This window comes from Pseudomonas sp. TUM25319 (assembly GCF_056388475.1).
In genome coordinates, this window is record NZ_JBWJFH010000002.1 from 93,822 (window position 1) to 118,859 (window position 25,038).

Genomic DNA, 25,038 nt, shown 5'->3' on the forward strand with positions numbered 1-25,038 from the left:
TTATCTGCCCTCACGGGCGCACCTCTCCCGCAGCAGGCATTAATTGCCGGCGCACCATCCACAGATTCGACAGCGCAAACAGCGTGGTCAGTTGCGCCGTGTTCTTGGCCAAGCCACGGAAGCGGGTTTTCACATAACCGAACTGACGCTTGATCACGCGAAAGGGATGTTCGACTTTCGCTCGTGCCTGCGCTTTAACTTTCTCGATCTTGCGTCGGGCGTTGTAAAGCACGCTGCGTTTGCTCAAGTGCTTGTAGGTACTGCGGCGAGCCGCGACCTGCCAGATCACGGGCCTCCCGTCATGCTCAGGCCGTTTTTCCACGCCGGTGTAACCCGCATCGGCACAGACGAAATTTTCATCACCATGTAGCAGGTGAGCGACCTCCGTTACATCAGCCACATTCGCCGCTGTGCCGTGGACGTGGTGCACCAGGCCCGACTCAGCATCGGCACCAATATGCGCCTTCATGCCGAAGAAATACTGATTACCCTTCTTCGTCTGATGCATTTCAGGATCACGTTTGCCTTCCTTGTTCTTGGTCGAACTGGGGGCGTGAATGATGGTGGCGTCGACAATGGTGCCCTGGCGCAACGACAGGCCCTTGTCTCGAAGGTAATTATTGATAGTTTCCAGAATCCCCGAAGCCAGTTGGTGCTTCTCCAGCAGGTGCCGGAAATTCATGATTGTCGTGTCTTCGGGGATCGGAGCGCTGAGCGTTAGATGAGCAAACTGGCGCATCGAAGTAATCTCGTACAGCGCTTCTTCCATGGCTGGGTCGCTCAACGAGAACCAGTTCTGCAGCAGGTGAATACGCAGCATGGTTTCCAGTGGGTAAGGCTTGCGGCCACCGCCAGCCTTTGGGTAATGCGGCTCGATCAATGCCACCAAACCGCTCCACGGCACCACCTGCTCCATCTCGGCCAGGAAACGTTCGCGGCGGGTCTGCTTGCGCTTACCAGCGTACTCGAAATCGGAAAAGCTCATCTGACTCATGGGATGGAGGGCTTGTGGGGGGAAATTGACGGGAGGGCTATTTCAGCACAGCTCAGGTGGCCTGTGCTGACTTGATCGGAGAATCCCTAGGTGGTGTCGTTGGATGCCAAGAGGAACGCGTCAAGGTAGCCTTGCAGCAGCTTTACCACACCGCCGGTTATGAAATGGAATTCACCCTCGAGGAACTTGGCGACCTGAATATTTCAGTGCCCATCTTCGAAATGGGAGCGTGCGTTGAGATGGAGGCTCGCCGGCTGGTATTCATTGCCAAACAAAAAAATAACGGGGCCACATCAAGTGTTCACCATCGACGACATTCCTCAAGAGGTAAGGCTAAAACTTCAGCGCCTACTGGATCTAACCGCCTCGCTCGAACGCGTCAACTCCAAGGTTCTGCACGGCCAACAGCCAACGACTGAAGACTTCGAGCTGCTGGGCGAAGGGCGACGGGAATTTGGAGATTTGGTGGCACTCTTCGGACTCCGCCCCCCTAGTGGATCCGGTTCGTAGAGTCACCCTGAAGAGAAGACGATCCCAAAACACTCGGTGAAAGACGAATGGAAAGCCAGGACAACGCACTCCCAATTAATGCTGTTACCGAGCAGCGTACCTTCAACGTCCATCCAGGAATCATCCGACACCTAATTAAAGAGCAGGCTGGCACGCTGGTAAAAGCGGTTGGAGAACTGGTGATGAACAGCGTTGACGCTGGAGCCACGAGAATCGACCTGCATTTCCGTAGTGACGGCACGTTCACCGTAAAGGATAACGGCAAGGGCTTCCGCAGCCGCGATGAAATCGAAAGGTTCTTCGAGACCTTTGGGACACCCCATATTGAAGGTGATGCCCAGTTCGGGCGCTTCCGCATCGGCCGCGGCCAGATCATGGCCTTCGCTGACACCACCTGGCGGAGCGGCCAGTTCATCATGGACGTTCGTTTTCTCGATGACAGCGCCCCTCTAGGCTACACCCTAGCGGAGACTGACATCGAGCATGCTGGCTGCCAGATCGACGGTGTGATTACTGAAAAATCAGCGCTTGACGAGCTCCATTCATCAGGACTCCTGAGTGAAAACCAGGGGGACTGGCATTACTCAGGCCATGACTCGTTCGTCCAATCGACAAAGTACATAACGATTCCGATTTACTTGTCAGGGAAGCAGCTGAACACGCCTCCGGCCACGTGTACCTGGAGTGAAGAGGACGAATTTGGTTACTACTCGTTCGACTCCTCATCAGAGCTCAAGATCTACAACCAAGGTATCTACGCATTAGCTACCAAGCGGCGGGAGTTCGGCGTTGGAGGAACTTTCGTCTCGAAATTTCCTATCAAGCTCAACATGGCACGCAATAGCTGGCTGTATGGGTGTCCCGCCCTAGAGAACATGCGAAAGGTAGGGAAAAAGGCTTTCCGTATCTCGATCAGACAGTCAGCCCAGATGAGCGACAGGGACCTTGGAGCGCTGGTCTTCAAAGTTGCGAGAGAACATCATTCCATTGACCGCGAAGAAGCCGAAATACTGTGTGACATGCGCTTTATTCTGGACCTTTCAGGCAAGCGCGTATCCCCGCGCGAGTTCTTGTCCAACTCCCGTTTCAGCCTGTACGACGGAAAGTCGAGCCTCATAGCTGAGCGTGCCGTTTCTGAGGGACGTTTTTCCATGATAGTGCCAAGGATGTTCGACTTGGCAGAACTGGAGTGCAACGAAGATGCTGCTTATGACTTCCTTTGCGTAATTTGCCGGCTTTTCGATGAGTTCATTACAGAAAGCTGGGATCGACGCTTTACTAAATTTGAGAAGCTAAAGAAGAGCTACGCCGGCACTACAAAGTTCGTTCCTGATGCAGATCTTTCACCAAAGCAACTAGCAGCGCTACGTGCGCTTAGGCATATAGCATCGGATATTGCGCGACTGACAAGAGACCCCTCCTCGCGGACCAGGAAGATTTCTGCCTGCCAGTCAGATTGCGTCAATGGTTGGACTAATGGATTCGATTTCATTTGCATCAACGTAACAGCGCTGGATGACGCATTCACCAATATTCCAGGCTTGGTATCCCTCGCCGTCCACGAGTTTTGCCACCAAGGTGCTAGCTCACTTGATGAACACGAGCACGGAATTGAATTCTACAAGCGGTTCCACGATGTGACGCGGGGTGCCTCATTTGGCCGCATCTTGCGTGAGTGCCACCTCAAGTACATGAAAATTCTACTAAAGAGTGAAATTGATATCAGTCCGCGTGACCGACTCACAGCGCTCGACATGCGCCGATTGATCCCTAAATCGGATATTGCCAAGACCCAGCAGATAAGGGCCAGAAAGAAGAAATGGGCGTTGGTAATGAGTCATCCCACTACGAGTTCTCGTGATAGCGATGAGTGGTTTTGATGGGAGTAGCCGACTTAGAATCAGAACGGTTTTCGCCGTACACCCAAAAGCCCGCAGTGCAGGCTTTTTAGTTGCAGCCATTTCCATCGATATCACCCGGGGATGTCAGGCACTGGGCAAAAACGCTTGAGCACCTTAGGCACGCCACTACTCGACAACCGGACGTACCCAAATGGTCCTCCGCGGAGCCCTTCATCGCCATTATGCGCGAGATCAACGCCCAGCTTTGCACCCACCCCTATCCAACCGGTGAGCGGCCCACAAACCGACTCCACCGTAAATACAGAGCCTTCCACAGAGCACGAGGCACGGCAGTAGGATTCGATGTGCCATTTGCCTCGAACGCCTGCAACCACGGCAAGGTGGACTACAGCGCCGACTACCAGTAGGTACCCACGCGCCTCGTACCCAGGATACCCCGAGGTATCGATGCCAAACGAGAGGCAACGGCCGCTAGCGTCTTCAGGCAGATCCTGGAGCATCAATCGATGCATTATCCCGTCATTTGTGTGGTCGCACAGCGGCGGGGCTGCATGCGCCCACAAATACGCACACCTTGCCTTAAAAGCCGCGCGTTTCACCCGGTTATCGAACGTCGAAATGACCCACTGTCCAACTCCCTGCATCACCATGAGTATTCCAAAGAGCAGTATCAAACCCACAATGATCAGGACCACAGGGAACGCCGGCACCAGCGATCGGCAAATCAAGTATACAAGCGAGGTCAGGGCAATAATGGTGAACCCAGGCCTCACGTTCTTAGCCAGGTTGACAAGGTGATCCTTCAACGGCGATACCTCTAATTCTGTACAGTTGAATCCAACGAGCACCATCCTGAATACCCTCAGTCAAGTCACTCCCGGCTGCCGCCATGAGCACCATCTGGGCAACGATATCCGCACTCCCCTCGCCATCCACGTACTGCGCGACCTTTGCCCACTTGGCCGCATCCTGCAGCGTATCTACACCCGCGGGGTTGGTGGCAATTGCAACCGCCAGGTCAGCCGCGGAGCTGGGCGCCCCGCTCTCAGCACCGTACCGCAAAAAAGCCTTCGCCTTGTCGACATCGCGCTTGAAGAGGCCGTTGCCGAACAGGTAAAGCCGACCGATCTTTGCAGCGGCTACTGGGTTACCGCTACAAGCCATTTGCTTCAGCTCGGATAGCGCCACGCCGGCAGCATCCATATCACCTTGCGAGATGGCATCAGCGATGCCAGCTTCGAGCGAGAGGGGATCAGAAGCTGAAACGGACATTGAAAGCAACATCAATAGGGCGACAAACCGCATGGATGGCACTCGCTGTAAAGTTATGACGACTATATGGACTGCCCGTACAGAAAGGTCAGCAAACAGGCCCTTGGGCAGGGGCAAACCCTCCTGCCTGCTCTGAGACCTACATTCACGCCAAATACAGTTCCCGCGTGCCTAGCCGTCACGACCATCACAGCGGTGTCGCACCGTCCTGAGACACTTCAGGCAAGCTGCAGGGATGACAAGCATAATCAGCAGCCCGGCGACAGCCGTGACCGTGACCAAGGTTACCGCGTAGATGACCCACTCCAACGCTGCCACCGCCCACTGCGACGATGTCGCTTGAAAGCCTGACAAGACAGCGTTCACGCTGCTAGGGAGATGGTCACCCAAGTCCATCCTGGTAAGGACACTGATTGCCAGCGCCACGGCCAGAAGGACCAGCCCTCCCCTGAGGGCTAGGCGGATATCAGCCCATGAAGGAATGCAATGCAGGGCGATGACGAGAGCCGCTATGCTCCATAGGAAACCCAGTCCTCCAGACAGAAGGTTTCCCACCACCAGGGTCCAGGCCCCCTTTACTCCCGCGAAAACAACAGAGTCGCCATCCCCCCAAGTCGACCACGGCGCAAGGGCCTGCGTTGATGGGAACACGAACTCGAACAATGCGAAGGCCATGAACAGCGGGGCAACCCCCTGCACCACCAGTCCAACTGCGTGAATGGTCGAGGTGGGCCGATAGGCAAATTCAACGTATCCGAGTCGTCCGCTGGACGGGTCGGGCGAATAGAGCCGGAGCTTGGTAATTTTCAAACCAAACGCCAAGCACGCCAGCACGTGTCCAAGTTCATGTATAGGGGTACCGAGCAAACCTGTGATCGCGTAAAACCGGAATAAGCTGTGCACCAGGGATCGCACCAACCTATCGATGATCAGGATGCTCAACGGTGGCATCAGAAAGACGTAGGCCAGGCTCTGAATGACCTGCCAGAGGGACTCGTTAAACATTGAAGGCTCGCACTTTTTTAAGTTGCTCGATTCTGGGCACTTTTGGCGTGGCCCGATTGGCTTATCTACCCTCAGGGGCGGGCATTAGTGATCACGGTCCCTCATTTGGCTCGATCTCAGGCCCCCTACAAATGGCAGCTTGGTAGATTGTCCGGAATGAACCTGAGGGATCGGACGTGGACATTAACTGGACACCGGAACAGCTGGAGTTTCTCGACTGCAAGGCGCCATTAATACGGCTCCGAGCGTTTGCGGGCGCATCCAAAACGACGTCTCTGGAAGGCTACTCACGGCGATACCCCAAGCTGCGGTTCCTTTATCTGGCGTATAACAAGTCGATCCGTGATGAAGCCAAGAATCGATTCCCAAGCAACGTCTTCTGCGCGACAACCCACCAGTTGGCTTACAGAAGCTACAGGGCAAAGTTCGAGCACAAGCTTGAAGGGGCACTTCGCCTGGGAGACATGGCCAAGGTACTGGAAACGAACGACTGGACCCTTGTACGAGCTGTTGTCGACATGGTCAGCAACTTTCTCTGCAGCCCCCTTGATACCTTCCATGAGAGCCACATTCCCACAATCAATCGCAAGCCCGGGTCGCAAATGCCGCCGAGCTTCCTAGAGGTCCTCTTCAAGATGGCCGAAGACCTCTGGGCGCGAATGATCGACTCTGAGGACAGCTCGGTGCCGATGCTCCATGACGGGTACTTGAAGCTGTACCTTCTCAGCAAACCAGACCTCAGCAGGCAGTACGACGTCATCCTTGCTGATGAAGCTCAAGACCTGAACGGGTTGACTCTTGAGCTCATCAAAATGCAGAGCTGTAGAAAAATCTTCGTTGGTGACAGGCACCAGGTGCTCTATCGCTTCAGGGGCGCAGACAACGCACTCGATGACCCTGAACTAAATGATGCTGTTGACCTGAACCTTACCAGGTCGTTCCGGTTCGGCCCGGCTACTGCCTCCCTGGCCAACATGATCCTGAGCTTTAAGGGCGAAACACTGAAGGTCGTCGGAGCGGGTGCGCGCACCAGAATCAAAACCGCTCTCGACAGTTCAGCCAGGCGTCCAGCGTTGCTTCATAGGACTGTTATGGGGGTCATTATGTCGGCCCTGGACTACACCGCGGCCGGCCGAAAAGTGTTCTGGGTAGGCGGGATTGATGGTTACCAGATCTCGAACATCGAGGACCTCTACTGGTTCAGTGAAGGTCAGACCCAGAAGGTCAAAAACAAACGGTTGCTCAAGGAGTTCAGCGACTGGGATCAGTACCTGGCCATCGCAGAGGAGACGAAAGATCGCGAAATGGTCAGAGCTATCAAAATCATCACTGGATCGGATGACCTTGAGGCCAAGCTTCGGCAGATGCGTGCGATGACTGTGAAAGACGAGAGCCTGGCAGACATAACTCTGGCGACGGCACACCGCTCAAAAGGCCTGGAATGGGACAACGTCGCGCTCATGGACGACTACCCTGACCCACTAGACCCTCAGATGGATCATGGGTCTCGGGAGGACGAGCTAGCGCTTTTGTACGTGGCGTCAACCCGTGCCCGACACCAGTTGGCCGTCAACCAGGTGGTTATCGGCCTGATGCGCGAGTGCACAAACAGGCAGAAGCTAGCGGCTAGCCAATCACAGACCTGATCATTCCGATATCACATCGCCCGGCGTAGTGGCACCAAGTGCTCGGGTGGGGTACCACAGCGCATGCATAGAGACTCGTAGCTTGCGCCGCTTCCCAGGCTCGCCATCGTACAGAGTACTTCGATCGTCGAGTTCAGCGTGGCCAAACAGAGGTCCTGGCTATGTGGAACCATGCGAAAACCGCGGGCCTTCAATTCACCTTCGAGCGAGCCCCAACTGCTTGTGGTTTTGGTCAGCACCAGCAGTTCCTCTTTTTGCAGATCCGTCAGTTCGCCTTTCAGCGGAGGTAGCGTACGAAGGTTCTCACGTGGATCGCGCTGAAGCGCTGAGACAACACTCCGAACCGCCTCGAAGAACCACCGAAGTGCACCAGCAACGGCGTACAACCCACACATGAGCGAGGTTGCGATCCCAAAGCCCCGTATGGCCTTAGCTGGCCAGTAAGCCCCGTGATGCAGCAGCAATGCTGGCAGCAGCACCGCAACTGCGGCATAGACGAGGGCGGCGATGCCCAGGTGGAGGAGAACCCTCATTCCCGGGCCGAACTTTTGAGGTTTCGACGATGGAGCGTTCTTCATTGCTGAGCCCCAGTATCCAGAATCGCATTGACGCATTGGTGGACCATGAACCCCTCCTAACAAAATGGCCCCCTCAGGTCCGCCTGAGAGAGCCACATGGACGCCCCGAAACTAGGTCAATCGCCTTAGTTGCTCTCTTTCACCACCGGCTCGACGTCTTCCACAGCTGCCCTGTTCTGAGCGCCGAAACCCAGGACCTTTTCGGTCACCACCGCACCACCGTCGACCGGTTCGCCGTTCTGCTTCTGTTCTTCGGCCTGAGCATCTGCGCGTTCGCTGACCATCATCTTCTTCATGATGGTGATGAAGGCGCTCGCCGGCTGGGCGCCCTTCACGAACTCCTTCTCCCCGGTGAGGTTGTCGATGACCATCGTTGCGGGCGTGCCAGTTGCGCCGATCTTCTCGCCCATCAGCATGTGCTCGTTGATTCGGTCTTTGTGTCGTTCGCTGGCCATGCACTCGATGAACTTGGCCTTGTCCCCCCCGAGGCGTTTTACAACGTCCGGCAGGTCCTTAACCCCACCTCCGTTGCCGGCCGAGAGCTCGAAGACTTGGTCGATGAACACCCAGAATCCCTTGTTCCCCTTCTGTTCTGCAAAGCACTCAGAGGCCTTTGCTTCGTCATGCGCTGCCGGGTTATGGAACTGCAATGGGAGATGGCGCCACTGCCAATTCACCGCACCGTTCGAACGATCAACAATTTCCTTGATCGTTGGATGAAGGCGTTTGCAGAACGGGCACTCCATGTCAGAAAACTCGACCAGGGTGAAACGCGCTTTCAGATCGCCATACACCCGTGCGTCGTTGGGCACCTTATCGACCGCGTTGGGGAATCGGCTGAACTGTGCACTCGCGTAGGCGTCGATCTCCTTCTGCTCACGCTGCTCGAGCACACCATCGACTGCAGCCGCAACCTTCTCATCGAAGTAATGCCCGCCATGCCAGGCGTTGAATGCAGCGAACCCTCCGAGTGTCACTACCTGCGAAATGAAAACGGAAAGGGCGATCGTCTTCGTGGTCTTGAAGTTGAGCATTAGCTGTTCCTGCTGTGGTAACTAGTGCGAGGAACGATACGCAGCGAGGGAAGTGGTAAGGGGCCAATCAGCCCCTCAAACTGGCTCGGTTACCGGGAGGCAACCAGGGTGAGTGGACCAAACGAAGGAAGTGCCGGCGCAAAAATCTGGGAGGCCTGGCGCGCGGATTTTGGGGTTGCGATCAGCTCACCGCGGCTGGCGAGCACACATGCCTGTAATGGCCCCATATCCCCACGGCTACACGCAGAAGAATCTTCGGCTTTGTAACGAGTAACCAATTGAAGGAGGGGGGAGGTCTTCCAGGCTTCACCTGGCAAGCCCCTCTCCTGGGCGCTTATCAGCGACAGGCGTTGATCAATGGATAGCAGCGGCGACAAGGCTTCCATCAGCTCGATCAAACGGTGACCGTACGACGCGAGCGTAGCAGCAAGGTTTTTCATCCGCCCCGCGTACAAGCGGCTCTGCGTCAAATGGCTCTGGTAGATAAAAATATCATCCCTGGGAAGACCCTGCCCTTTTCCCTTCGCGTCGAGAATGCCCATCGCACGCTCAGCTGCGCGGAGCTTTTGACGCTCATCCAAAAACAACTGAAGCACGCAGCGTGCCTCTTTGCGCATCAGCAGAAACTCCGCATTGAGATCCGAGTGTTCTTTCAACTGAATGGTCCCGTGGTCTAACCGTGTAATGGCCATTATCAACCTCTAGCGAACTGTGCCTGGGCGGGTTTGCCCCTATGTTGTGGACTGATGGCCACGCGAATTTCAAGCTGTGCGAAGCCATCATTGGGATCTAAAGCTGATGGATCAGGTCGCGAAACGCACGTGATGTCGCTCGCGCATTTCACGCCGCTCCTGCTCCTCGACGCAAAGCTTGGCACTGGGGAGCACCAGCAGCCGCTGCAGACCGATTTGCGACCCTGATTCACAGTATCCGTAGGTTTGATCCGAGATCCGGTTCAGCGCCTCTGAAAGATCAGCCAGAGCTTTCGAGTCCCTGTTGATTGAGCTGGTTACCTTTTGACGCTGTTCTTCAATCGTCGCGGCGTCTCCTGGATCAGGCACAGCTTCCAGGCGCTCCAGCTCAGATCGACTTTCGCCAACTCGAATCCGCAGTTCACTGACCCGTGCATTGATCAGGTCACGGAAGAACTGAAGCTGCACTTCAGACATGTAGTCGTCAGGGCTCATCGATAGAAGGTCTTGTTTGTTCACGACGTGGGGCTCCAGAGTGATTGTTTCTTCATCTGGATGATGCCGTTAGTTTCAGATATGCAACCTTCTATCCTGCCCCTAAAGGCGGGCTCCATCGCAGCACATGATTTATCAAGAGAGCACGAGCCGATCGCGAATGTAGGCGACGTGGATAAATGTGAAGGTCCAGGACTGCCTCGTGGACCAAAAGAATCTTTTGATGCGGTCGCCGGCGATCGCTCCCGGCGTCCCTTGGGCTTTTGGCTGAGCTTCAGTATCAGCTAGAGATGGCCGGGCACAAAAAAACCGCCTCCGAGATCGAAAGCAGTTTCTTTCGCTCAGTTTGAGGGTCAGTAAACAGCCGCAGGGCCACGCTCACGGTCGGGCAAGTAGAATGCCGAGTCTTTGGGCAAGTTCTTGGCCAGGGCGGCAGCGAGCTGCTCCGAGGTCACCTCACCACGGGATTTGAACAGCATGGTGTCAACGAGTGCACCAGACGAAGATCCGTTGGTGGTTTCATGGCCTACTGGGATAGCAACAATTCGTGCAGGGTAGCCACCGCGGTCAAGGGGGGCGAACCCGTCAGCGGCAAGAACGCCCCGGCGGCCGGTGAACACCTTCGCCACTTTCAGACCTGAGGGAGTTTCGATCTTGCCCAGTCGATACTCAGCGTTTGGCAGCAAATAGGATTTGCTGATTTCTTTCACGGTCTTGTTGAACATTGCTTCTACCTTGGCCCCACAACCGGCTACGGCCGCTGCCATTTTTTGGCCATCAACAGTGGGCATGAAGCAGATCACGTACCCGACAGTAACCCGGGGGTCGACCTTTGGAGAGCCACCAACCAGGCTCAACGCCATACCGGCGCCACCTACGTTACCGCCGATTGCGTTCAAGCCAATGGCTTCCAAAGCCTTACCGACAGTTCCGTGAGAGACGGTGTCGGTGGACATATAGCGAAGTGTTTCTTCCTTGGTCGATTGAATGAGCTGCCCACCATTGAACGAGCCGGGAGGAACGGCCTTGAGGGAGGGCATGCCCATTACAGCGAAGACCTTGTCAGCTGCTGTGGCCGTGCTTGCGAACTTTTGCGGCGCACTATTGGCATGCTTGATCGTCATCTCATCACTTGCCCTGAACTCGTAATCAATCGCCGCTGACTGCGCCGTCCCTAGACCTTCGACTTGCGCCTTTTTGGCATTATCGAACATAGCGCAACCACCGAGGGTCGCGATTGCTGCAGCTATCAGTGTATAGCCGGTGGATTTCATCCTTGGACCTCTCTCTAATTTATTCATATGAGACCACAAGCTCGATCAAGCGCAAATAGAGATTGTCGCAACGTAATGCACGCAAACAGAGAGATACTCTATGAGCTGCATGAATAAGCGGACCTCATGGTCGGATCTACTGAGCTGGCTCGAACATAAATATGGGCTTTGATAACAGCGCCAGCCATTTTGATCTCGCTCTCGACCGTTAGGGAACCATCGCGTAGTAACACCTCGAAGCCGGTTTCCAGGACTGTGATCTTGGACTGGTCGACAACTGGTGAAACGCGTTTGAAAAGGTCCTGGCGAAGGGTCGCAATCATGGTCGCTGTCTCAACACTCCCATACACCCCGTGCCCAACATAGAGGTTTAAGTCAAAACGAAGAGCATTAATGCGATCGGTCCGGTACTGCATCTCCGAGAAGACAATATCGCAGGATATGCTGCGCCCTCCCCGTGTATTTACCCTGGAGACTGGTTCCCCGGAGCGCACTTTGTGCTCGGCATGAGCTGCCACAAGGACCCCTTTAACCTTGGAAAGGAGTTCAAGCGCTGAATCTGTGTAGTCAGGCCAATCATTCGGCGTGTTTGCCTGTTCTTCAAGCATCATTTGCTGAGACCCATTCGCTGGCGAGTACGGTTAGTTGTTCCAATGAAAGTGCCCCGCCCACTACGCCCGAGCCGCCAATCCATTGTATGAAATCTTGAATAACCTGCTGATGAGCGCCCTGGCTCGAAACGACCGGCCAAGAGCGCGGAGTATCGTGGCAAGCAGGTACACCCACCGCCCCATCTGGTCGCAGAGCAGAGAGAATCAGTTTGGTCCACAACTTACCCTTCGCCGAGAACTCCGGATGGAGGGATAGAACTGCGGAGACCCGACGAGATAAGTCAGCCTCTCCATTATCAGTATCCAGACCAGGCACCTGATGTGCTGTTTGAGACTTTGAGACCGCTGTTACACTGCCGACTTCCCGCGCCAACCTTTCGATCGCAATTACAGCCAGTGCCGCATAGCGTTCGCCGAGCTCTGTTGCCCTGCAGCGAAATACGGGATCATTGCCTGCGAATAGAGCTGGGGCCCCACCTTCGAGCTCACCTGCTGTGAGATGAAGGGTCGGTACCGCTCTTATGAGGACCTCGAGGTCCTGGTTGAAAGCATCCGTCATCATTTGTGCCTCCATAATAGTGGTCGAATGATGACACCAGTCCGAGATATGCAAGCTTGCTCTAGCTCCCTAACGACCCTGCACGTTGCGCATTGGTTGAAACGGTCAGAAGATACTTATCGTGCCTAGTGTAGACTTTCGCTTGACGCCACACCTCTACAAAGCCGGAAGCGGACCACTGGCATTTGGAGCCAATTCACGACTTCCTGTACAAATTCAAGGAGCCTGACAGATGTCCCTGATCAACGAATATCGCGCGACCGAACAAGCTATCAAAGAACTGCAACAGCGCCTAAACGACATGGGCAGCAACGATGCCTTGAAGGTTGAAATGGAGTTCGAGGAAAAGCTGCGTACCCTGATGGAGGAGTTCGGGAAGAGCCTGGGCGACATCATCAGCCTGCTGGATCCAGACCGGGCTAAGCGATCGCCTGGCGCACGTCCACCCGTAAAGACCCGACGCCAGCGCGTAGTCAGCGTATATAGCAACCCGCATACTGGTGAGAAGATCCAAACCAAAGGCGGTAACAACAAAGTCCTGAAGGAGTGGAAAGCAGAGTACGGCGCCGATGTAGTCGAGTCCTGGCGCAAACCCGCCCAGGCATAACCTAATCGGAGAATGAAACCCCTGACCTTGCTCAGGGGTTCTTCAGCGCAACCGCCCTGCCTCCTCAAAAGTACCAGCTCTCTTCTTGCCTGTTCTGTTCACCGCTGGCATGATGACGTCTCTTCCACTGATGCCTGCGCATCAGTTCGGCGAAAGCCAAGCTGCTTGCAGCACCTACCTGCGGTTCACGCCGCACATGGCACCTCCTGAACTCGTGTGAGGTCGCTCAGAAGTCTCTCCTAAGCTGTTTGACACCCTCTGCCTAAAGCCATCCGGCTCTGGCAGCTAGACGGATCACCAACCCTGTACACACTTGTTTGTTTTGCTATTGCAATAGCAGGCTCACTGTGCCGGTTTTTTACTGTTCCAGATTTAGCAATCCTTCCAGATGGAAGCTTTGCTCCTGCGCCAGCGGGAACTCATTCTAGACGTCCAGAAGGCGGCCACTGCCATAAGTGTGGGAACTCAGCCTCGGCGAAGTTCCAGGTCAAGAGAATGTTGCACTTGATCAGTGAGGTCCGCAGTCGGTGCCTCGGGAAGCGATTGATCCCGCAAAACAACTGCAGCTGCAGATGGTATGAGAGATAGTTACATCAAGTAGGGTTTCCCGAACGAAAGGACTAGCTCGCCTCCCTCTGCTCTGCAGAGAATTATCCAGGCAACTGGCATACCAGGCTAAAGCAATGACCTCGCGAAAGTGAGGTCGAAAAAAAACCGCTCTCTCAAGGGCGGTTTTTTTTCGCCCGCCTTTTCTTAATGATCAGCCGGCACCAGGTCCTTTGCAGCCGAGGCCAGAAGGCTGCAATAGAACAACCAGCCGCAAATGCTAAACAGCAAAAGGGCAACCCCCAGCGCACTGGTCGAAGCGTCCAACCATTTCGCACAGGCCTGCAGAAGAACACCGCTCAGCACCAGCAACCGCATGGGGCTGAGAATAAACTTTTCGCGCTTCGTTAGGCTTGCCTGAACCGCCTTAGCCTTCTCCCAGGTTACTCGACCCGACATCATTGCCGCGACTAGGTACGGCTCGACCTTCCCCCCCATGATGATGAAGAGGGGCATTATGCTGAGCTGCTGCTCGACCGCACTGGTATAGAGGATCACGAGCAAGTTCCGATTTTCCTCACCAAACAGGTGGTCTGGTAGTTCAAGTCGCGGGAGCGACCCTGAGTGCCACGCCAAGATGTCAGAGCTGAGCATCGCACCAACTGCAAAGAGGTTGAGCAGACCACCGATTACCAGGGCTAGTGGCGAGGCCAACCGGAAAAACTGGCGCCAAGGTGATCCGGGGCCGATCGCCCGGGTTGTGACACCACGTGCTGTTAATGCCCCTGCCCGCCACAGGCACATGGCCAAGACGAGAAAGACCAACGGACTCCCCAGGCTGAAGATGTGAAACGCGGCCTTGCCTAGCGTCAGCAGTAGCGCTATCGCGATCATCGCCGCAACAAAGGTCACCGCGATGTAGAGGGGAAGTACTCGGAAAAATATTGGGGCTGCACCAGTCAGCCATGAAATCCAGTGGGCCCCCGTGATCTCTGATGTCAGGTTGTGCTCGAGCTTTGTCAATATGCGTTCCTTCGGTTGCAGACGGTATGCTTCGTACTCAGCGTTGAGAGCCTGCTTGGGTTGTATACCGGCCTGTTTACCATCTATCAAACTGGGCGGCAACGACCCTAAACGACCACAGGAACACAGGAACACACAGTAGCCGCCTTGCATTTTGGGAAGCTGTGAGAGGGTGATGCCACAGACAACCGCTAAAGGATTTCAAACAATGGCTCACAACACCAACACTGCTCATCCCTACACCATCCTTCCTACTACCCCGGTAACGCTCCACCAGAAACTGGGTGTGTACTGCGTTGCCTGGGAGCAAACGGTGCTCAATGCCATGCGTCGGATTCTCGGACAGACCTACGATGGCGGGTCCTATGAAATCCGCGAATACCTCAATGGCGCGATCGCAATGGTGCTCCCGGAGGAAGGGCCCAAAAAAAGCATCGCGCTGGGCCAGAGCGCGGAAGAAATGACGCTCGAGGCCGCATCGTTTGTCGCGAACCTCATCGCATTTTCGGCCTGCAATACCACTGCCTTCGAGAGCGATGACGTAGAGGGGAATCAAACCCTGCATGACCTGTACTTCGCTCTGAAGGATGCAGTTTCTGGCCGATACGGCTTTGTCATTGACGCGAACGCACCCGAGGGCACCCGGCCACTGAACGATACGGAACTGGCAAAAGTTCTGGCGGAAGGCAAACCCCACCCAGAATCTGAAGCCATCCTGCGAATTATCGATTGAGCTCCTTGTTCAACTGCGGCCTCCAACTCCGCCCCCAGATTGGCGCAGACTTGCCCCCACTGTTGAGGGGGCAGTATGTAACCTCGAGGTCGTTAAGTTGAAGAGTCCTTCGCTATGGCAATTAAAAATTCAATCGCAAGCGGACTAGCTATTTCTGCGCTGCTGGCCCTGGGGTTTGCTGCAGTCATCAACACCGGCTTGATGGCCGGACAGATTCCTGGGTCGCTCTATGGGGTGGCGGGTCATCCCAAAGGATGTGTAACCAAGCTCGATCAAAAGGCAAATCCCACACCGGAGATTTCGCTTGCTCAGTTTCACAGTGATCAAAACCCGAACGTGATTGATGGGTCGGCCGGCGGCTATTGCTACAACCCGCCCACACTGCCAAAGCGTTTCTGATCCGCAAAGCTCAGTATCCCGTCGCGCTTCCCACCGGGCCCTTCGCATCCTGGTGGGTCTCAGCTGAAAGCAGCTCAAGGCTAATGGCTGTCACAACATTCAACCACTCAACCGCTATGCGGTGCACATCAAGCTCCATGCGCCTCATCCCTTTCAGGCGCTGTTTCGACGACAGCTCTACGGACAATTTCGAAAAGTCCATTTCCTTACAGCGAAGGTCAGCAAGCGGGCGTTTTGCGAGTTTTGTGACCAGCCGGTGGGAGCTGGGACGACGATGCAGATGGCTCGCACTACAGATAGGAAAAGTAAAACCATGAGCAACCTTGAGAAGATGGTAAGCGTGCCGCTCCACATCGGTCTGCAGCCATTGGTGGGTAGCTACTACTCCGCCGAATGCACAATCTGTGGGTGGATCGGCAGTTCGGAAGTACTGACCGACGATTGCCAGTGCACTCAGAATGCGGGTGACCGGTTTTGCTTAGGTGACACCGAGGAAATCGGCACAGCGCGTTTGCTCGAAATCGTCCAGGCAATGGCTCGACGTCATGGCGAGTCGCAACAGGCTTACAACCAGCTCCTTGAGCACACCAACGAGACCGAGCAGTACCTGGACAAAGCGGCCGAGTTGCTCGGCGAAATCATTCAAAGCGGCCAGGCCTACCGCGAATGCACCGACAAGGGCAGCACGACAGGCCGGCGGGTGGCTGCCGTGCTTGGGTATGTCGCCCAGTTCCAGCCCGAGCCGCATGAAATGGAACCTGAATGAGTGAAAATGTCACACCACCAGCCCCGCTAGTCGGGGCTAAGTAATTGAAAGGGCGCCTATTTTGCGACCGTGATAGAGGAACTGATATGAGCGGCAAACCGACCTGCTTTTCTTACTTCTGCAAGACTTGCCAAGAAGAGCATTTGCAACCGCTGCCCGAGGGCAGCACATCAGAGATGGAGCTGCCGACCAGTTGTGGCAGTGATTTTCCTGAATATCCCTCTGCTATGGTCGCGGTGAAGGAATCGCGATACATGGAAGCTGTCGAGGCTGTAGCTGGTGTACGAAAGACTTTCTTTGATGGTGAAACCATACTGGTGCCGGAGACAGAAACAGCCACGATCAAGATGCTTGTTGAGCGCTTCGGTGGGTCTGTCGTGTATGGGCAGGCTCGTGAGTTTGAGTTCACGACCAAAGCCGCAAAGGCGGGTGTCGCTCCCAAACTGGTACGTCTTGGATGGTTCCTGGGAGACAAAATAGGTGCGGTGGATGAGGCTGTTCGGATTGCTATCGAGCACCCGGGTGAGACACTTTTGGCTTGGCAGGCTCTGGCCTCATCCTCTCATCGCGCTCACTAAATCTGGTGCCGATGAACTCCACCAACGTTGCGGAGTTCGCTCAGTTGCACCCTCAAGCGCAGCACTCTATGGACAGGGCGTAGAACATAGAGCTGGCAGTGGAGGAAGAGTTATGTCGTGGAGAAGTGAGGCTGCGCCGATCATTGGTGAAGTAATCCGGCGGGTAGGCCGTAAGGATATGACAGCGCTCCGCAAGGCGTTAGCCGAAGCCTATCCATGGGGTGAACGAGAAAACCATCCCTACAAGGTGTGGCTGGCCGAGATTCGCCAGCAGTTGGGCCACCCGCTCAATAAGCCGAGGGCAGATCCGGGGAACACTCAGGTCGACATGTTCAACCAGGTTTAGGGGAATGACGTTAAATAGGTACCCGCTGATCACCCCCCAGCCGGGTACCCGCTAGAGATTGTCTCGTGCTGGCGCCAACCAACTTGGTTATCTCGTAGCCGGTCAACCAGGTGCGAACTTCACATCTGATAACGCGTTGGAGTTGACGGTTGCGCCGGCGCCCGCGCAGGGCTTGCCCCCGGATCGGCTTCAGAACGGCACAGCGGCCTGTTTCCCTCGTTGGTCAAGGCGACTAGCCGCGGGGCTTTCTCCCCTTCCATGACGCTCCACAAGCAGCCATGACGGTCCTGCAGGATTGCACCCTTTCCTATTGGCAAGGAAATCCGTTCAAGCTGATCGAGCATTGCGGATTCCGACACCGGCTCTTTTACAGGAGCCTGACCGGCGAAGGCCAGAATCGGAAGCGTTGAAAGCACCAGCATGGGAAGCATTTTCATAGTGTTGATCCAGTTATGCTATTCGGCACCAGGCCCAGTCGTTTTGGGTTTCGCCTTTCATCTTGAGCTGGACGAGCATTGTCTTTGTCGACGTAATCCACGCAAGAGCATCCTCACGAAGCCGAAGCTTTGTTGCTGAGGGCTTCCAGTAAATCTCGTCGATGCCAAGCACGATCTTGGTGGCCACCGAAGCAACGAAATCCTCTGGGAAGTGGGTCGGGCTTTGTGACGCGCAGATCAGGCTTATTCCGAACTTTCTCGCCTCTTTGGCAATTGTGTTGATCGGATTGTCTGGATCGTCGTCCGCGTAAATATGGGCCTCGTCCAAGATGATGATGTCTTGGATACACTCCTGAGGTCCCCGCTCCACGGCTGCTAAGAAGAGCTCCTCGAGCTTGAAGAGCACGAACAGTTTTCGCTCTTCCATGGACAGCGCGTGAATGTTGTATCGCCAGATAGGGTTGCTCGGGTCGAAAGGTGGCGGCGCAGGCTTGAATATCCCGATCGCGTCTAGATTCTGCAATCGGTCGACCACAGACTTGAGGACGTCCGTGCTGTCGTACTTCATCAGTGAGTTCAGTTCACGGCCGGTCTCAATCGACTCAACGTATGTCGCGAACGCGTCGATCGCCTTCTTTTTTGCCTTGTCGAGGTCGAGTTTTTTGGCCTCATCTTCAAAGTTGGCTTCACCCTTACGGAGCGCTTGAATCACCTTCTTGCGATAGGACTGGGCCGCGCGATTTGCGATTTCTAGGTAGGTTACAGCTTCAGCACCCGACCCCAGAAACGACTGCTGCAGGATGTTCTGCGCCATCCGCAGTGCATCTTTGATGGAAGGGTGCGTCCTGGCCATTAGCTTTGGAGGCCAGCGGGTTATAGCTCCCTCATACTGTTCCGGTTTGATATACCAGGAGTAAAGCGGGCCACCGCTCCATACGGCACCCAACGCCTTGGCCTCGTCTTTCTCGGCCTTGGGCACGTCAATGAACAACCGATCCTCACGCCCGTCAGTCATCAAAACGGCGGTCTCGTCCTGAACGTACCAGGTCGACGGGTCATCTTGTTTGAACCCGTACTGGGCGTAGACGTCGGTCAGAATATTGCGCAGCGCTGCCTCTTGCTTCGGGCCCATGGAGCGCATCGTCCTGTTCATTGTGGTCATGAACGCTTGGATTCGCTTTCTCACGCCACCGAAGTGCGGATCCGGATTGACCTTCAGCGGATTGAGCCCCCAGCGGGTTTGCTCGGAAAACCGCACCTCCGATGCACCTGGTATCTCCAAGTCTCCGTGCACATCGAACATATGCACTCGCGGGATGTTCTCCCCTGCGGTTCTCAGAGCCTGGGAGATCATTTTTCGCAGCGTGAAGGTTTTGCCCGAGCCGGACATGCCGACCAGCAGACTGTGTCCATTCACAAGCTTGGAACTGTCCCAGATGATCGGAACATTGTTCCCTTTTTTGAGCTCTTGGGCGTCAAAGCCGAATCGAATCTGCATCTACGAGGTTGCCTTTTCACATTGTGCCTAGCGATGCTAGACGGCTGGTGAAGGCAACTGTAAACACTCTGACGGCCGCGGTGTTCTAGGTTTGCACCTGATCGAGGATCAAACTTCGGCCACTTCTAAGCGCCTGCCAGGGTAGCTGTGCGATATGCTTGCGAACTGAGCCGAGCAGAAGATTCTTCGCCCGGTTAGGCAGCACTGACCAGGCGAAGTCCGCGGCTCATGTGTGAAAGACGAATCTGCGATTGTGCGAGGGGCTCGCCAGTGCTAGATGAAAGCCTGACAGCGTCCACAAGGCCGGCACCGGTAATTCGCCGCATGTCATCCGAGGCTTTCATCAGAGCCTCAGCACAGGCACGCATGAGGTCTCCCAGGACCGCCTCAGAAAGCTCGCAGTCGACGCCGAGGCAGCAGCCTTCTTCGCCATCAGAATCCAGGCAGACCAAGCGCCCGACGCGCCTCAGCCAATCGGCGTACACGGCCATCGCGGCGAAGGAGTGCACATGCAGTCCATCGGCGCTGATCCGGTAGAGAGCTTTGCACCCACCCTGGTCCAGAGCGTCGATGAACAGCGACTGCAGTTCATCACCAGTAACAGACATCACATCCATCGAAAGGGCAGCAGACAACGCTGACAAGTGTGGCGCGAGATTCACAAAAGGGGTCATGGAAATGCTCCGCAAAGGTTAGGGCTGACGATACCGCCTAACCCCAAAATGCAACCGCCGGACCTTCGAGTGTGTATTCGGTCGACTTCAGTTCTAACGTCGAAGGTCCGCCGCCTGACCGCTTATTGCGAGATCTCTTGACTGGCATCGAGCAGAGCTGCTGCCACCACTGAGACCTCTTCCCTATTCAGCATCGCAACCCCCCCGCTCGGTACAGCCGTCAACTGGACGCCGTGTTCAACCACGTCGACCAGAAAGGCCATCACAGTGGCGACGCTTCCTTTGTCTGCAAGCTCAATCGTCACGGGGCCGGAGGAACGCCGGCGGGCACGCACAAGCGCTTCCTCTGGCCCTAAGGTTGTTGGCGAAAGCAGATATTGCTTTGTGAGCTCGGGCAGCGAGCCGAACGCAAGTTCGTTCACCCCGAAGCGTTGCCTCATTTGCCAACCTTGCACATGTGCACGGTGCACAATAAAGGTTTCGTCTACGGCCATACCAGGAACTCCGACCAGATCCCTTACGGGAAGCCATAGCCCTTGCGTGAGGTCGAGTCGATAAACATGCTGTGGCTCGCGCTGCACTGGCGCAGCTGGGCGGGTCCTTTCCCTTGGAATGGGCTCCCCGGTCTCATCATAGCGCTCAGGCCAAATCTGCTCTGGCCTCACACCCAGGCACTTGGCGATCAGATGCTGCAGGCTATCCAGGCGAGTCATCCCCAGGTTATCGAGCGCCGAGCGTCGAATGCCCAGGAACTTCGTAAGAGCCACCAGCACGAAGCCTCGCTCCCGCAGGGCCGACTTTACCCATACCAAGCGAGCCGGCTCTTCAGTCGGTAGCTCGCTCAGATCAGCGGGGGTCCTTGAATGAGAATCAAGCTGGTCGGCGAAGTGACGCTGGAGAGGTTCTGCGCCTGGAAGCCCGAACAGTCCCGGCATCAGCGCCTCAATCTGTGATTGAAGTTCATCAGTCCAGCTTACGTTATAGCGATCCGGGAAAAGGGCCCGTTCGGAGACTCCAAGTGCCTTAGCTATTTCAGTTTGAGCCGCTGGGTAGTTCTTCTTGCCGGCTGAGGCGATCCCGGTCACCCCCGAAGCCTTTGAGAGTGAAGAAAGCGTTATGCCTTTCGCCAGCAGGGCAACCTTGATGGCATGCCAACGAATTTCCGGCGGGAACTCGGGGTATATTTCTTTAGCTGTCATACCAAACACCTCGCGTATTTGGTACGACCCTCTCACGAGGCTCTTAATGTGCAAGACCGGGCTCCACTACGGTGAAATTGCCCACCATTGCGTCCCTTCAGGCGGCTCGGTGCCCTAGTGTACGATTAAGCACCATCGACGTCGCAGGAAAATCTCACCCCCTCATTTTTGACCATGAAAATCGGTTAACTCCCGCAAACCATAGGGATTATGGCTCCTGAATTCATAGAATAAGCGCAACGCTTGAAACGAGAGGCAGAGAGCCAGCCACCGGTAGAATCCAGGCTCTCACACCGAAGGATTCAAGCGCAGATGACTACGCATTACCGGCAGCTGACTCAGGGACAACGTTACCAGATTGAGGCTGGCTTGAGCGCCGCAGAGAGCCAGGCGAGCATTGCAAAGCGGGTCGGCGTGCATCCCTCGACGATCAGTCGCGAGGTTCGCCGCAACAGCACCCAGAATATCTACAAGGCTGTTTCTGCGGCCCATGAAAGTGATGCTCGTCGAGCGGGTGCGCGCAAGTTTTGCAAGCCGGCGACATGGCTCAGCCATCATCTCCCGGTGTGGCTCAAGCATGGCATGAGTCCGGAGCAGATCGCCCAGCGGTTGAAGCAGGAGCAGCCAAGCCGGGCGGTCAGCCATGAGTGGATTTATCGGTTCATTGCCGCCGAACAGCGCGCCGGTGGTGAGCTTTATACCTATCTGCGACATCGCCGAAAGCGCTACCGGAAACGCTATGGAAGCCACGATCGGCGCGGGCAGCTGCGTAATCGCGTGTCAATCAGTGAACGCCCAGCCGAGGTCGAAAGCCGCGAGCGCCTGGGGGACTGGGAGGGCGATACGGTACATGGACTGGGCGGTAACCTGGTGACCCTGGTTGATCGCAAAAGCGGCTATCTGAGCGCCTATCCGGTCAAGCGCAGAACGCGCCGGCAGGTAACGCGGGCGATCAATCTGATGCTTCAGGGCCATGCCGCTCACACGCTGACGCTGGATAACGGAAGGGAGTTTGCCGGGCATGAACGCATCGCGCTACGGAGCCAGTGCCAGGTCTTTTTTGCAGACCCCTATTCATCCTGGCAACGTGGCACCAATGAAAACACCAACGGTCTGCTCCGCCAGTATTTCCCCAAGGGCAGCGACTTCAGCAAGCTGACCGTCGAAGCCGTCAATCGGACAGTAGCGAGGATCAATCTACGCCCGCGCAAGCGCTTGGGCTGGAAGACGCCGTACGAAGTGCATACAGGGGTGAGCGTTGCACTTATGTGTTGAATTCAGGGCTTCTTTTTATTCCAGCTATAGATGGCGAACCCAATACAAATGACGGCTATCGCACCCATTGCACTCGCGTACCAGATTTTGCCCACCATTGATGAGTTAAATGCATCAGCAGCGGAAATGGCAGCCATCACCAAAAAAGCAATCGGCGATGGAAGCACGCGTCCTTTACCTTTTGGCGACTTGCTATTGCCCCTCGCCTCGGAAAGAACCTTCCTCGCCGGGCCAATCAACTCCCTGAGGTTTTCGCGACTTCGGTGATCATCTCCTAGAACGTTGTTCGGTAGCTCCTGGAGAGTTGCCGCAATCGACTCCACGAGCTCCCGATCGGTTCTGGCCGCAATTCGGATCCTGGCCAGCCCCTCATGCAGCAAGTGAGCTGCCTCGCCTCGAAGAAGCCCAAGCTCAGTTTGTCCCGTCAACGCATTATCGATCATAGGTCTGGCAAGCCTGGAAACCGCCTCCTCACCACCCCACTCGCCCAGGACCTGCTCTACAAGAGCGGGCTCGAATCCAGCGCCTCGAACAAAATACCCCTCCCGCCGAGCTGCAGTGCACAGGCTCGCGATTGCCGGTATAGCGCACTGGCAATCTGCTGGGGTTGCGGCGAAATGGTCCTGGTCAAGGATGACGACTTCCAGTCCAGCTTCCTTGAGATCGTTGAACAGCGATTGTGTCGACACGGGCATGCTCCAGATATCTTTTCACAAGGATCACACCAGAGCGCTACGCAGCAGCTCCCAATCTGACCGTACCGCTGGTACCAATTGCCATACTGAGCTTGGCTCACTGACCCTTGCTTAACCACGGAACATCCCATCGGACTGTCGACTACTGATTTCGCAGTCGAAAAAAAACCGGCGCCTGGCGCCGGTTTTCTATCACTGAGAACGATACTGTGTACCCGGAACAGGTATCACAGTTCTATGAGCTTGTAGTCATCCAACACCGTACTTTTCTGCTTGCGAATAGTGGTTTGGATATCTTCGACAGTTGGATTCTTCATCCAGAACAAAATGGAGAAGTCATCCCCCCGAGCTGGATGTATCCATGCTTCGATTCGATGGGTGCATCCCTGTTTTTTGTACTTCCTATCCAATTTGGCAATGTTTGCGTTCTCTTTTTGAGTATCCGCGTCCAATTCAGCTCGAAGTTGGTCCATGAAGCATTTATTGCACTGACCATCACGATTGGTTTTTACCGTGGCTGGATCAAAGCACGAATCACCACACGTTTTGCACGCCAGCAACCGCACGCCACTGAGCATTTTCTGAACATCGCAGGTGCTTGCAGCGTCGAACGACAAAGGCTTGTTGTTCAGCGTGCCGGTACTACCATTCTGTAGTTTAGCCGTGAGCTGGACACCGTACCCAGGATACATCCAGGAGCAGGGGTCGATCGTCGCGATAAACTCAACACCGTTGTAAACAGCGGTAAAAGATTGGTCTTTAGAAATTGTCATTGGTGTTCTCCACATAAAGTAGAGCACCTGCCCCAAGGGGACAGGTAGCCCCGAGGGTTTTCATTTAGTAGGGTTACGCCGGTATGACGAACCCCAAATTGAAGTGCTGCGAGCAGCGTTTGTGGCAGTCACACTGCCTTCGATTGGCCTGGAACATTCCAGAACAATAGATAGTTAGAACCCACTAGCGCGTATAGAAGGTAATCCGGGAATCTTAGCCTGGTGGCGAAGCAGTCGACAATACCCAGGAGAGATAACTAAGTTTAAACGTAGGCGATGCAGTGGCGATGGCTCGGACTTTTACCCCTTAGTCAGGTGACGATTCCCACGATGGGAATGGAAACACCCTACAACTCAATCAGTTGCGCGTCATAGCGATGGAACACACCGCGCCTTTGCAGCGCCTCAGTGATCGCATTCTCGCTTGGATTGCGCATCCAGAAGATCAACTCAGCTTGGCCAATCTCGTGCAGCATCCTAATCTGGACTCGATGCGTCATGCCCGCACTCTTGTACAGGCGGTCATACCTCTCCTCGCGGGAGCGGGTAGGTTCGAGACGAACGGTTACCAGGTCTCGCTTGATAGGCATCGCCGTTCGGTACGTGCACCCAGGACGATCTACGTTCAGTTCAGTTGGAGCAGCCATGTGTGCTGCGATGGACAGGATGCGGGCAGCCCAAAGCCGCGCAATGAGAATCGCCCGTTGTGGACGGCTTACAGAACCTTGGGATGCTGCCGTGCAGTGAGTGAGCGAGTCCTCGGACGGGGCGGATTGTAGGAGGTTAGTCATGATAGCGTCCTGCTAGTTTTGACTTACATGATGCAATGAGTGCGGACCTGTAACCGGCCAATCTAGTCCCAATTCTGGAGCGGACCTGCCTCCCCAACAGAACATCAGGGTTAGCGGCAGACGCGGCGGAGGGCCGATAGACTTCAGTTCAAAGGAGCCCAACCAT

General features: G+C 55.4%; 26 protein-coding genes. 8 read left to right on the forward strand and 18 right to left on the reverse strand.

The features are described from left to right. Positions 1 to 10: 10 nt before the first annotated feature. A complete protein-coding gene (locus tag AC05QJ_RS31830) occupies positions 11 to 994 on the reverse strand; it encodes an IS5 family transposase (RefSeq protein WP_476748121.1) in 984 nt (327 codons plus the stop codon). 557 nt (positions 995 to 1,551) lie between these two features. Here AC05QJ_RS31830 and AC05QJ_RS31835 point away from each other — a divergent pair. Continuing rightward, the gene (locus AC05QJ_RS31835; protein ID WP_476748236.1) at positions 1,552 to 3,384 is read left to right on the forward strand and encodes an ATP-binding protein; all 1,833 of its coding nucleotides are present in this window, start codon (positions 1,552 to 1,554) and stop codon (positions 3,382 to 3,384) included. A 759-nt stretch (positions 3,385 to 4,143) separates the two neighbouring features. On the opposite strand, the gene AC05QJ_RS31840 is transcribed toward AC05QJ_RS31835, so the two are convergent. Together AC05QJ_RS31840 and AC05QJ_RS31845 are read right to left on the reverse strand one after the other, a co-directional pair. After that, on the reverse strand, positions 4,144 to 4,671 hold the full coding sequence (locus AC05QJ_RS31840; RefSeq protein WP_476748237.1) for a hypothetical protein: 528 nt from the start codon (positions 4,669 to 4,671) through the stop codon (positions 4,144 to 4,146). Between the two features lie 138 nt (positions 4,672 to 4,809). Further along, positions 4,810 to 5,643, reverse strand: coding sequence for a hypothetical protein (locus AC05QJ_RS31845; RefSeq protein ID WP_476748238.1), 834 nt, complete (start codon positions 5,641 to 5,643; stop codon positions 4,810 to 4,812). Between the two features lie 176 nt (positions 5,644 to 5,819). Between AC05QJ_RS31845 and AC05QJ_RS31850 the strand changes: the two genes are divergently transcribed. Further along, on the forward strand, positions 5,820 to 7,289 hold the full coding sequence (locus tag AC05QJ_RS31850) for a 3'-5' exonuclease (protein WP_476748239.1): 1,470 nt from the start codon (positions 5,820 to 5,822) through the stop codon (positions 7,287 to 7,289). Positions 7,290 to 7,300: 11 nt separating this feature from the next. Here AC05QJ_RS31850 and AC05QJ_RS31855 read toward each other — a convergent pair whose 3' ends face one another. The 7 genes from AC05QJ_RS31855 to AC05QJ_RS31885 form a co-directional block, all read right to left on the reverse strand. Further along, the gene (locus AC05QJ_RS31855) at positions 7,301 to 7,867 is read right to left on the reverse strand and encodes a hypothetical protein (RefSeq protein ID WP_476748240.1); all 567 of its coding nucleotides are present in this window, start codon (positions 7,865 to 7,867) and stop codon (positions 7,301 to 7,303) included. A 125-nt stretch (positions 7,868 to 7,992) separates the two neighbouring features. Then, a complete protein-coding gene (locus tag AC05QJ_RS31860) occupies positions 7,993 to 8,901 on the reverse strand; it encodes a DsbA family protein (RefSeq protein ID WP_476748241.1) in 909 nt (302 codons plus the stop codon). Positions 8,902 to 8,990: 89 nt separating this feature from the next. Continuing rightward, complete coding sequence (locus tag AC05QJ_RS31865; protein WP_476748242.1) at positions 8,991 to 9,593, reverse strand: hypothetical protein; 603 nt, start codon at positions 9,591 to 9,593, stop codon at positions 8,991 to 8,993. A gap of 111 nt (positions 9,594 to 9,704) precedes the next feature. Continuing rightward, positions 9,705 to 10,112, reverse strand: a complete 408-nt coding sequence (locus AC05QJ_RS31870; protein WP_476748243.1) for a TraR/DksA family transcriptional regulator — start codon at positions 10,110 to 10,112, stop codon at positions 9,705 to 9,707. Between the two features lie 329 nt (positions 10,113 to 10,441). Then, positions 10,442 to 11,362, reverse strand: coding sequence for a hypothetical protein (locus tag AC05QJ_RS31875; protein WP_476748244.1), 921 nt, complete (start codon positions 11,360 to 11,362; stop codon positions 10,442 to 10,444). Between the two features lie 98 nt (positions 11,363 to 11,460). Then, on the reverse strand, positions 11,461 to 11,973 hold the full coding sequence (locus AC05QJ_RS31880) for a hypothetical protein (RefSeq protein ID WP_476748245.1): 513 nt from the start codon (positions 11,971 to 11,973) through the stop codon (positions 11,461 to 11,463). After that, the gene (locus AC05QJ_RS31885; RefSeq protein WP_476748246.1) at positions 11,963 to 12,586 is read right to left on the reverse strand and encodes a hypothetical protein; all 624 of its coding nucleotides are present in this window, start codon (positions 12,584 to 12,586) and stop codon (positions 11,963 to 11,965) included. Before AC05QJ_RS31885 ends, AC05QJ_RS31880 begins: the two co-directional genes overlap by 11 nt. A 178-nt stretch (positions 12,587 to 12,764) precedes the next feature. Between AC05QJ_RS31885 and AC05QJ_RS31890 the strand changes: the two genes are divergently transcribed. Then, entirely contained in the window at positions 12,765 to 13,139 is a 375-nt protein-coding gene (locus AC05QJ_RS31890; protein WP_476748247.1) for a histone-like nucleoid-structuring protein, MvaT/MvaU family, read from the forward strand. 753 nt (positions 13,140 to 13,892) lie between these two features. On the opposite strand, the gene AC05QJ_RS31895 is transcribed toward AC05QJ_RS31890, so the two are convergent. Next, positions 13,893 to 14,708 carry a hypothetical protein gene (locus AC05QJ_RS31895; RefSeq protein ID WP_476748248.1) on the reverse strand — a complete coding sequence of 272 codons (816 nt, stop codon included), beginning with the start codon at positions 14,706 to 14,708 and terminating at the stop codon, positions 13,893 to 13,895. A gap of 208 nt (positions 14,709 to 14,916) precedes the next feature. On the opposite strand from AC05QJ_RS31895, the gene AC05QJ_RS31900 reads away from it, so the two are divergent. The 4 genes from AC05QJ_RS31900 (at position 14,917) to AC05QJ_RS31915 (ending at position 17,184) form a co-directional block, all read left to right on the forward strand. After that, the gene (locus tag AC05QJ_RS31900) at positions 14,917 to 15,441 is read left to right on the forward strand and encodes a hypothetical protein (protein WP_476748249.1); all 525 of its coding nucleotides are present in this window, start codon (positions 14,917 to 14,919) and stop codon (positions 15,439 to 15,441) included. A 114-nt stretch (positions 15,442 to 15,555) separates the two neighbouring features. Beyond that, on the forward strand, positions 15,556 to 15,840 hold the full coding sequence (locus tag AC05QJ_RS31905; RefSeq protein ID WP_476748250.1) for a hypothetical protein: 285 nt from the start codon (positions 15,556 to 15,558) through the stop codon (positions 15,838 to 15,840). A 313-nt stretch (positions 15,841 to 16,153) separates the two neighbouring features. Beyond that, positions 16,154 to 16,606, forward strand: coding sequence for a hypothetical protein (locus AC05QJ_RS31910; RefSeq protein ID WP_476748251.1), 453 nt, complete (start codon positions 16,154 to 16,156; stop codon positions 16,604 to 16,606). An 86-nt stretch (positions 16,607 to 16,692) separates the two neighbouring features. Beyond that, positions 16,693 to 17,184, forward strand: a complete 492-nt coding sequence (locus tag AC05QJ_RS31915; protein WP_476748252.1) for a hypothetical protein — start codon at positions 16,693 to 16,695, stop codon at positions 17,182 to 17,184. Between the two features lie 465 nt (positions 17,185 to 17,649). Here AC05QJ_RS31915 and AC05QJ_RS31920 read toward each other — a convergent pair whose 3' ends face one another. The 4 genes from AC05QJ_RS31920 to AC05QJ_RS31935 all read right to left on the reverse strand — a co-directional run bounded on the left by AC05QJ_RS31920 (position 17,650) and on the right by AC05QJ_RS31935 (position 21,338). Next, entirely contained in the window at positions 17,650 to 17,967 is a 318-nt protein-coding gene (locus tag AC05QJ_RS31920) for a hypothetical protein (protein WP_476748253.1), read from the reverse strand. A gap of 13 nt (positions 17,968 to 17,980) precedes the next feature. After that, complete coding sequence (locus tag AC05QJ_RS31925) at positions 17,981 to 19,465, reverse strand: helicase HerA domain-containing protein (protein ID WP_476748254.1); 1,485 nt, start codon at positions 19,463 to 19,465, stop codon at positions 17,981 to 17,983. A 194-nt stretch (positions 19,466 to 19,659) separates the two neighbouring features. Further along, on the reverse strand, positions 19,660 to 20,139 hold the full coding sequence (locus AC05QJ_RS31930; RefSeq protein WP_476748255.1) for a hypothetical protein: 480 nt from the start codon (positions 20,137 to 20,139) through the stop codon (positions 19,660 to 19,662). A gap of 122 nt (positions 20,140 to 20,261) precedes the next feature. After that, positions 20,262 to 21,338 carry a helix-turn-helix domain-containing protein gene (locus tag AC05QJ_RS31935; RefSeq protein WP_476748256.1) on the reverse strand — a complete coding sequence of 359 codons (1,077 nt, stop codon included), beginning with the start codon at positions 21,336 to 21,338 and terminating at the stop codon, positions 20,262 to 20,264. A gap of 312 nt (positions 21,339 to 21,650) precedes the next feature. On the opposite strand from AC05QJ_RS31935, the gene AC05QJ_RS31940 reads away from it, so the two are divergent. Beyond that, positions 21,651 to 22,613 (forward strand): IS30-like element ISPpu17 family transposase, encoded by a 963-nt coding sequence (locus AC05QJ_RS31940; RefSeq protein WP_004577240.1) that lies wholly within the window; start codon positions 21,651 to 21,653, stop codon positions 22,611 to 22,613. A 2-nt stretch (positions 22,614 to 22,615) separates the two neighbouring features. Here the strand turns inward: AC05QJ_RS31940 and AC05QJ_RS31945 are convergent, their stop codons facing one another. The 3 genes from AC05QJ_RS31945 to AC05QJ_RS31955 all read right to left on the reverse strand — a co-directional run bounded on the left by AC05QJ_RS31945 (position 22,616) and on the right by AC05QJ_RS31955 (position 24,872). After that, positions 22,616 to 23,302 carry a hypothetical protein gene (locus AC05QJ_RS31945; protein WP_476748257.1) on the reverse strand — a complete coding sequence of 229 codons (687 nt, stop codon included), beginning with the start codon at positions 23,300 to 23,302 and terminating at the stop codon, positions 22,616 to 22,618. Positions 23,303 to 23,535: 233 nt separating this feature from the next. Continuing rightward, positions 23,536 to 24,081 (reverse strand): hypothetical protein, encoded by a 546-nt coding sequence (locus AC05QJ_RS31950; protein ID WP_476748258.1) that lies wholly within the window; start codon positions 24,079 to 24,081, stop codon positions 23,536 to 23,538. A gap of 347 nt (positions 24,082 to 24,428) precedes the next feature. Next, positions 24,429 to 24,872 carry a hypothetical protein gene (locus AC05QJ_RS31955; protein WP_476748259.1) on the reverse strand — a complete coding sequence of 148 codons (444 nt, stop codon included), beginning with the start codon at positions 24,870 to 24,872 and terminating at the stop codon, positions 24,429 to 24,431. Between the last annotated feature and the right edge of the window lie 166 nt (positions 24,873 to 25,038).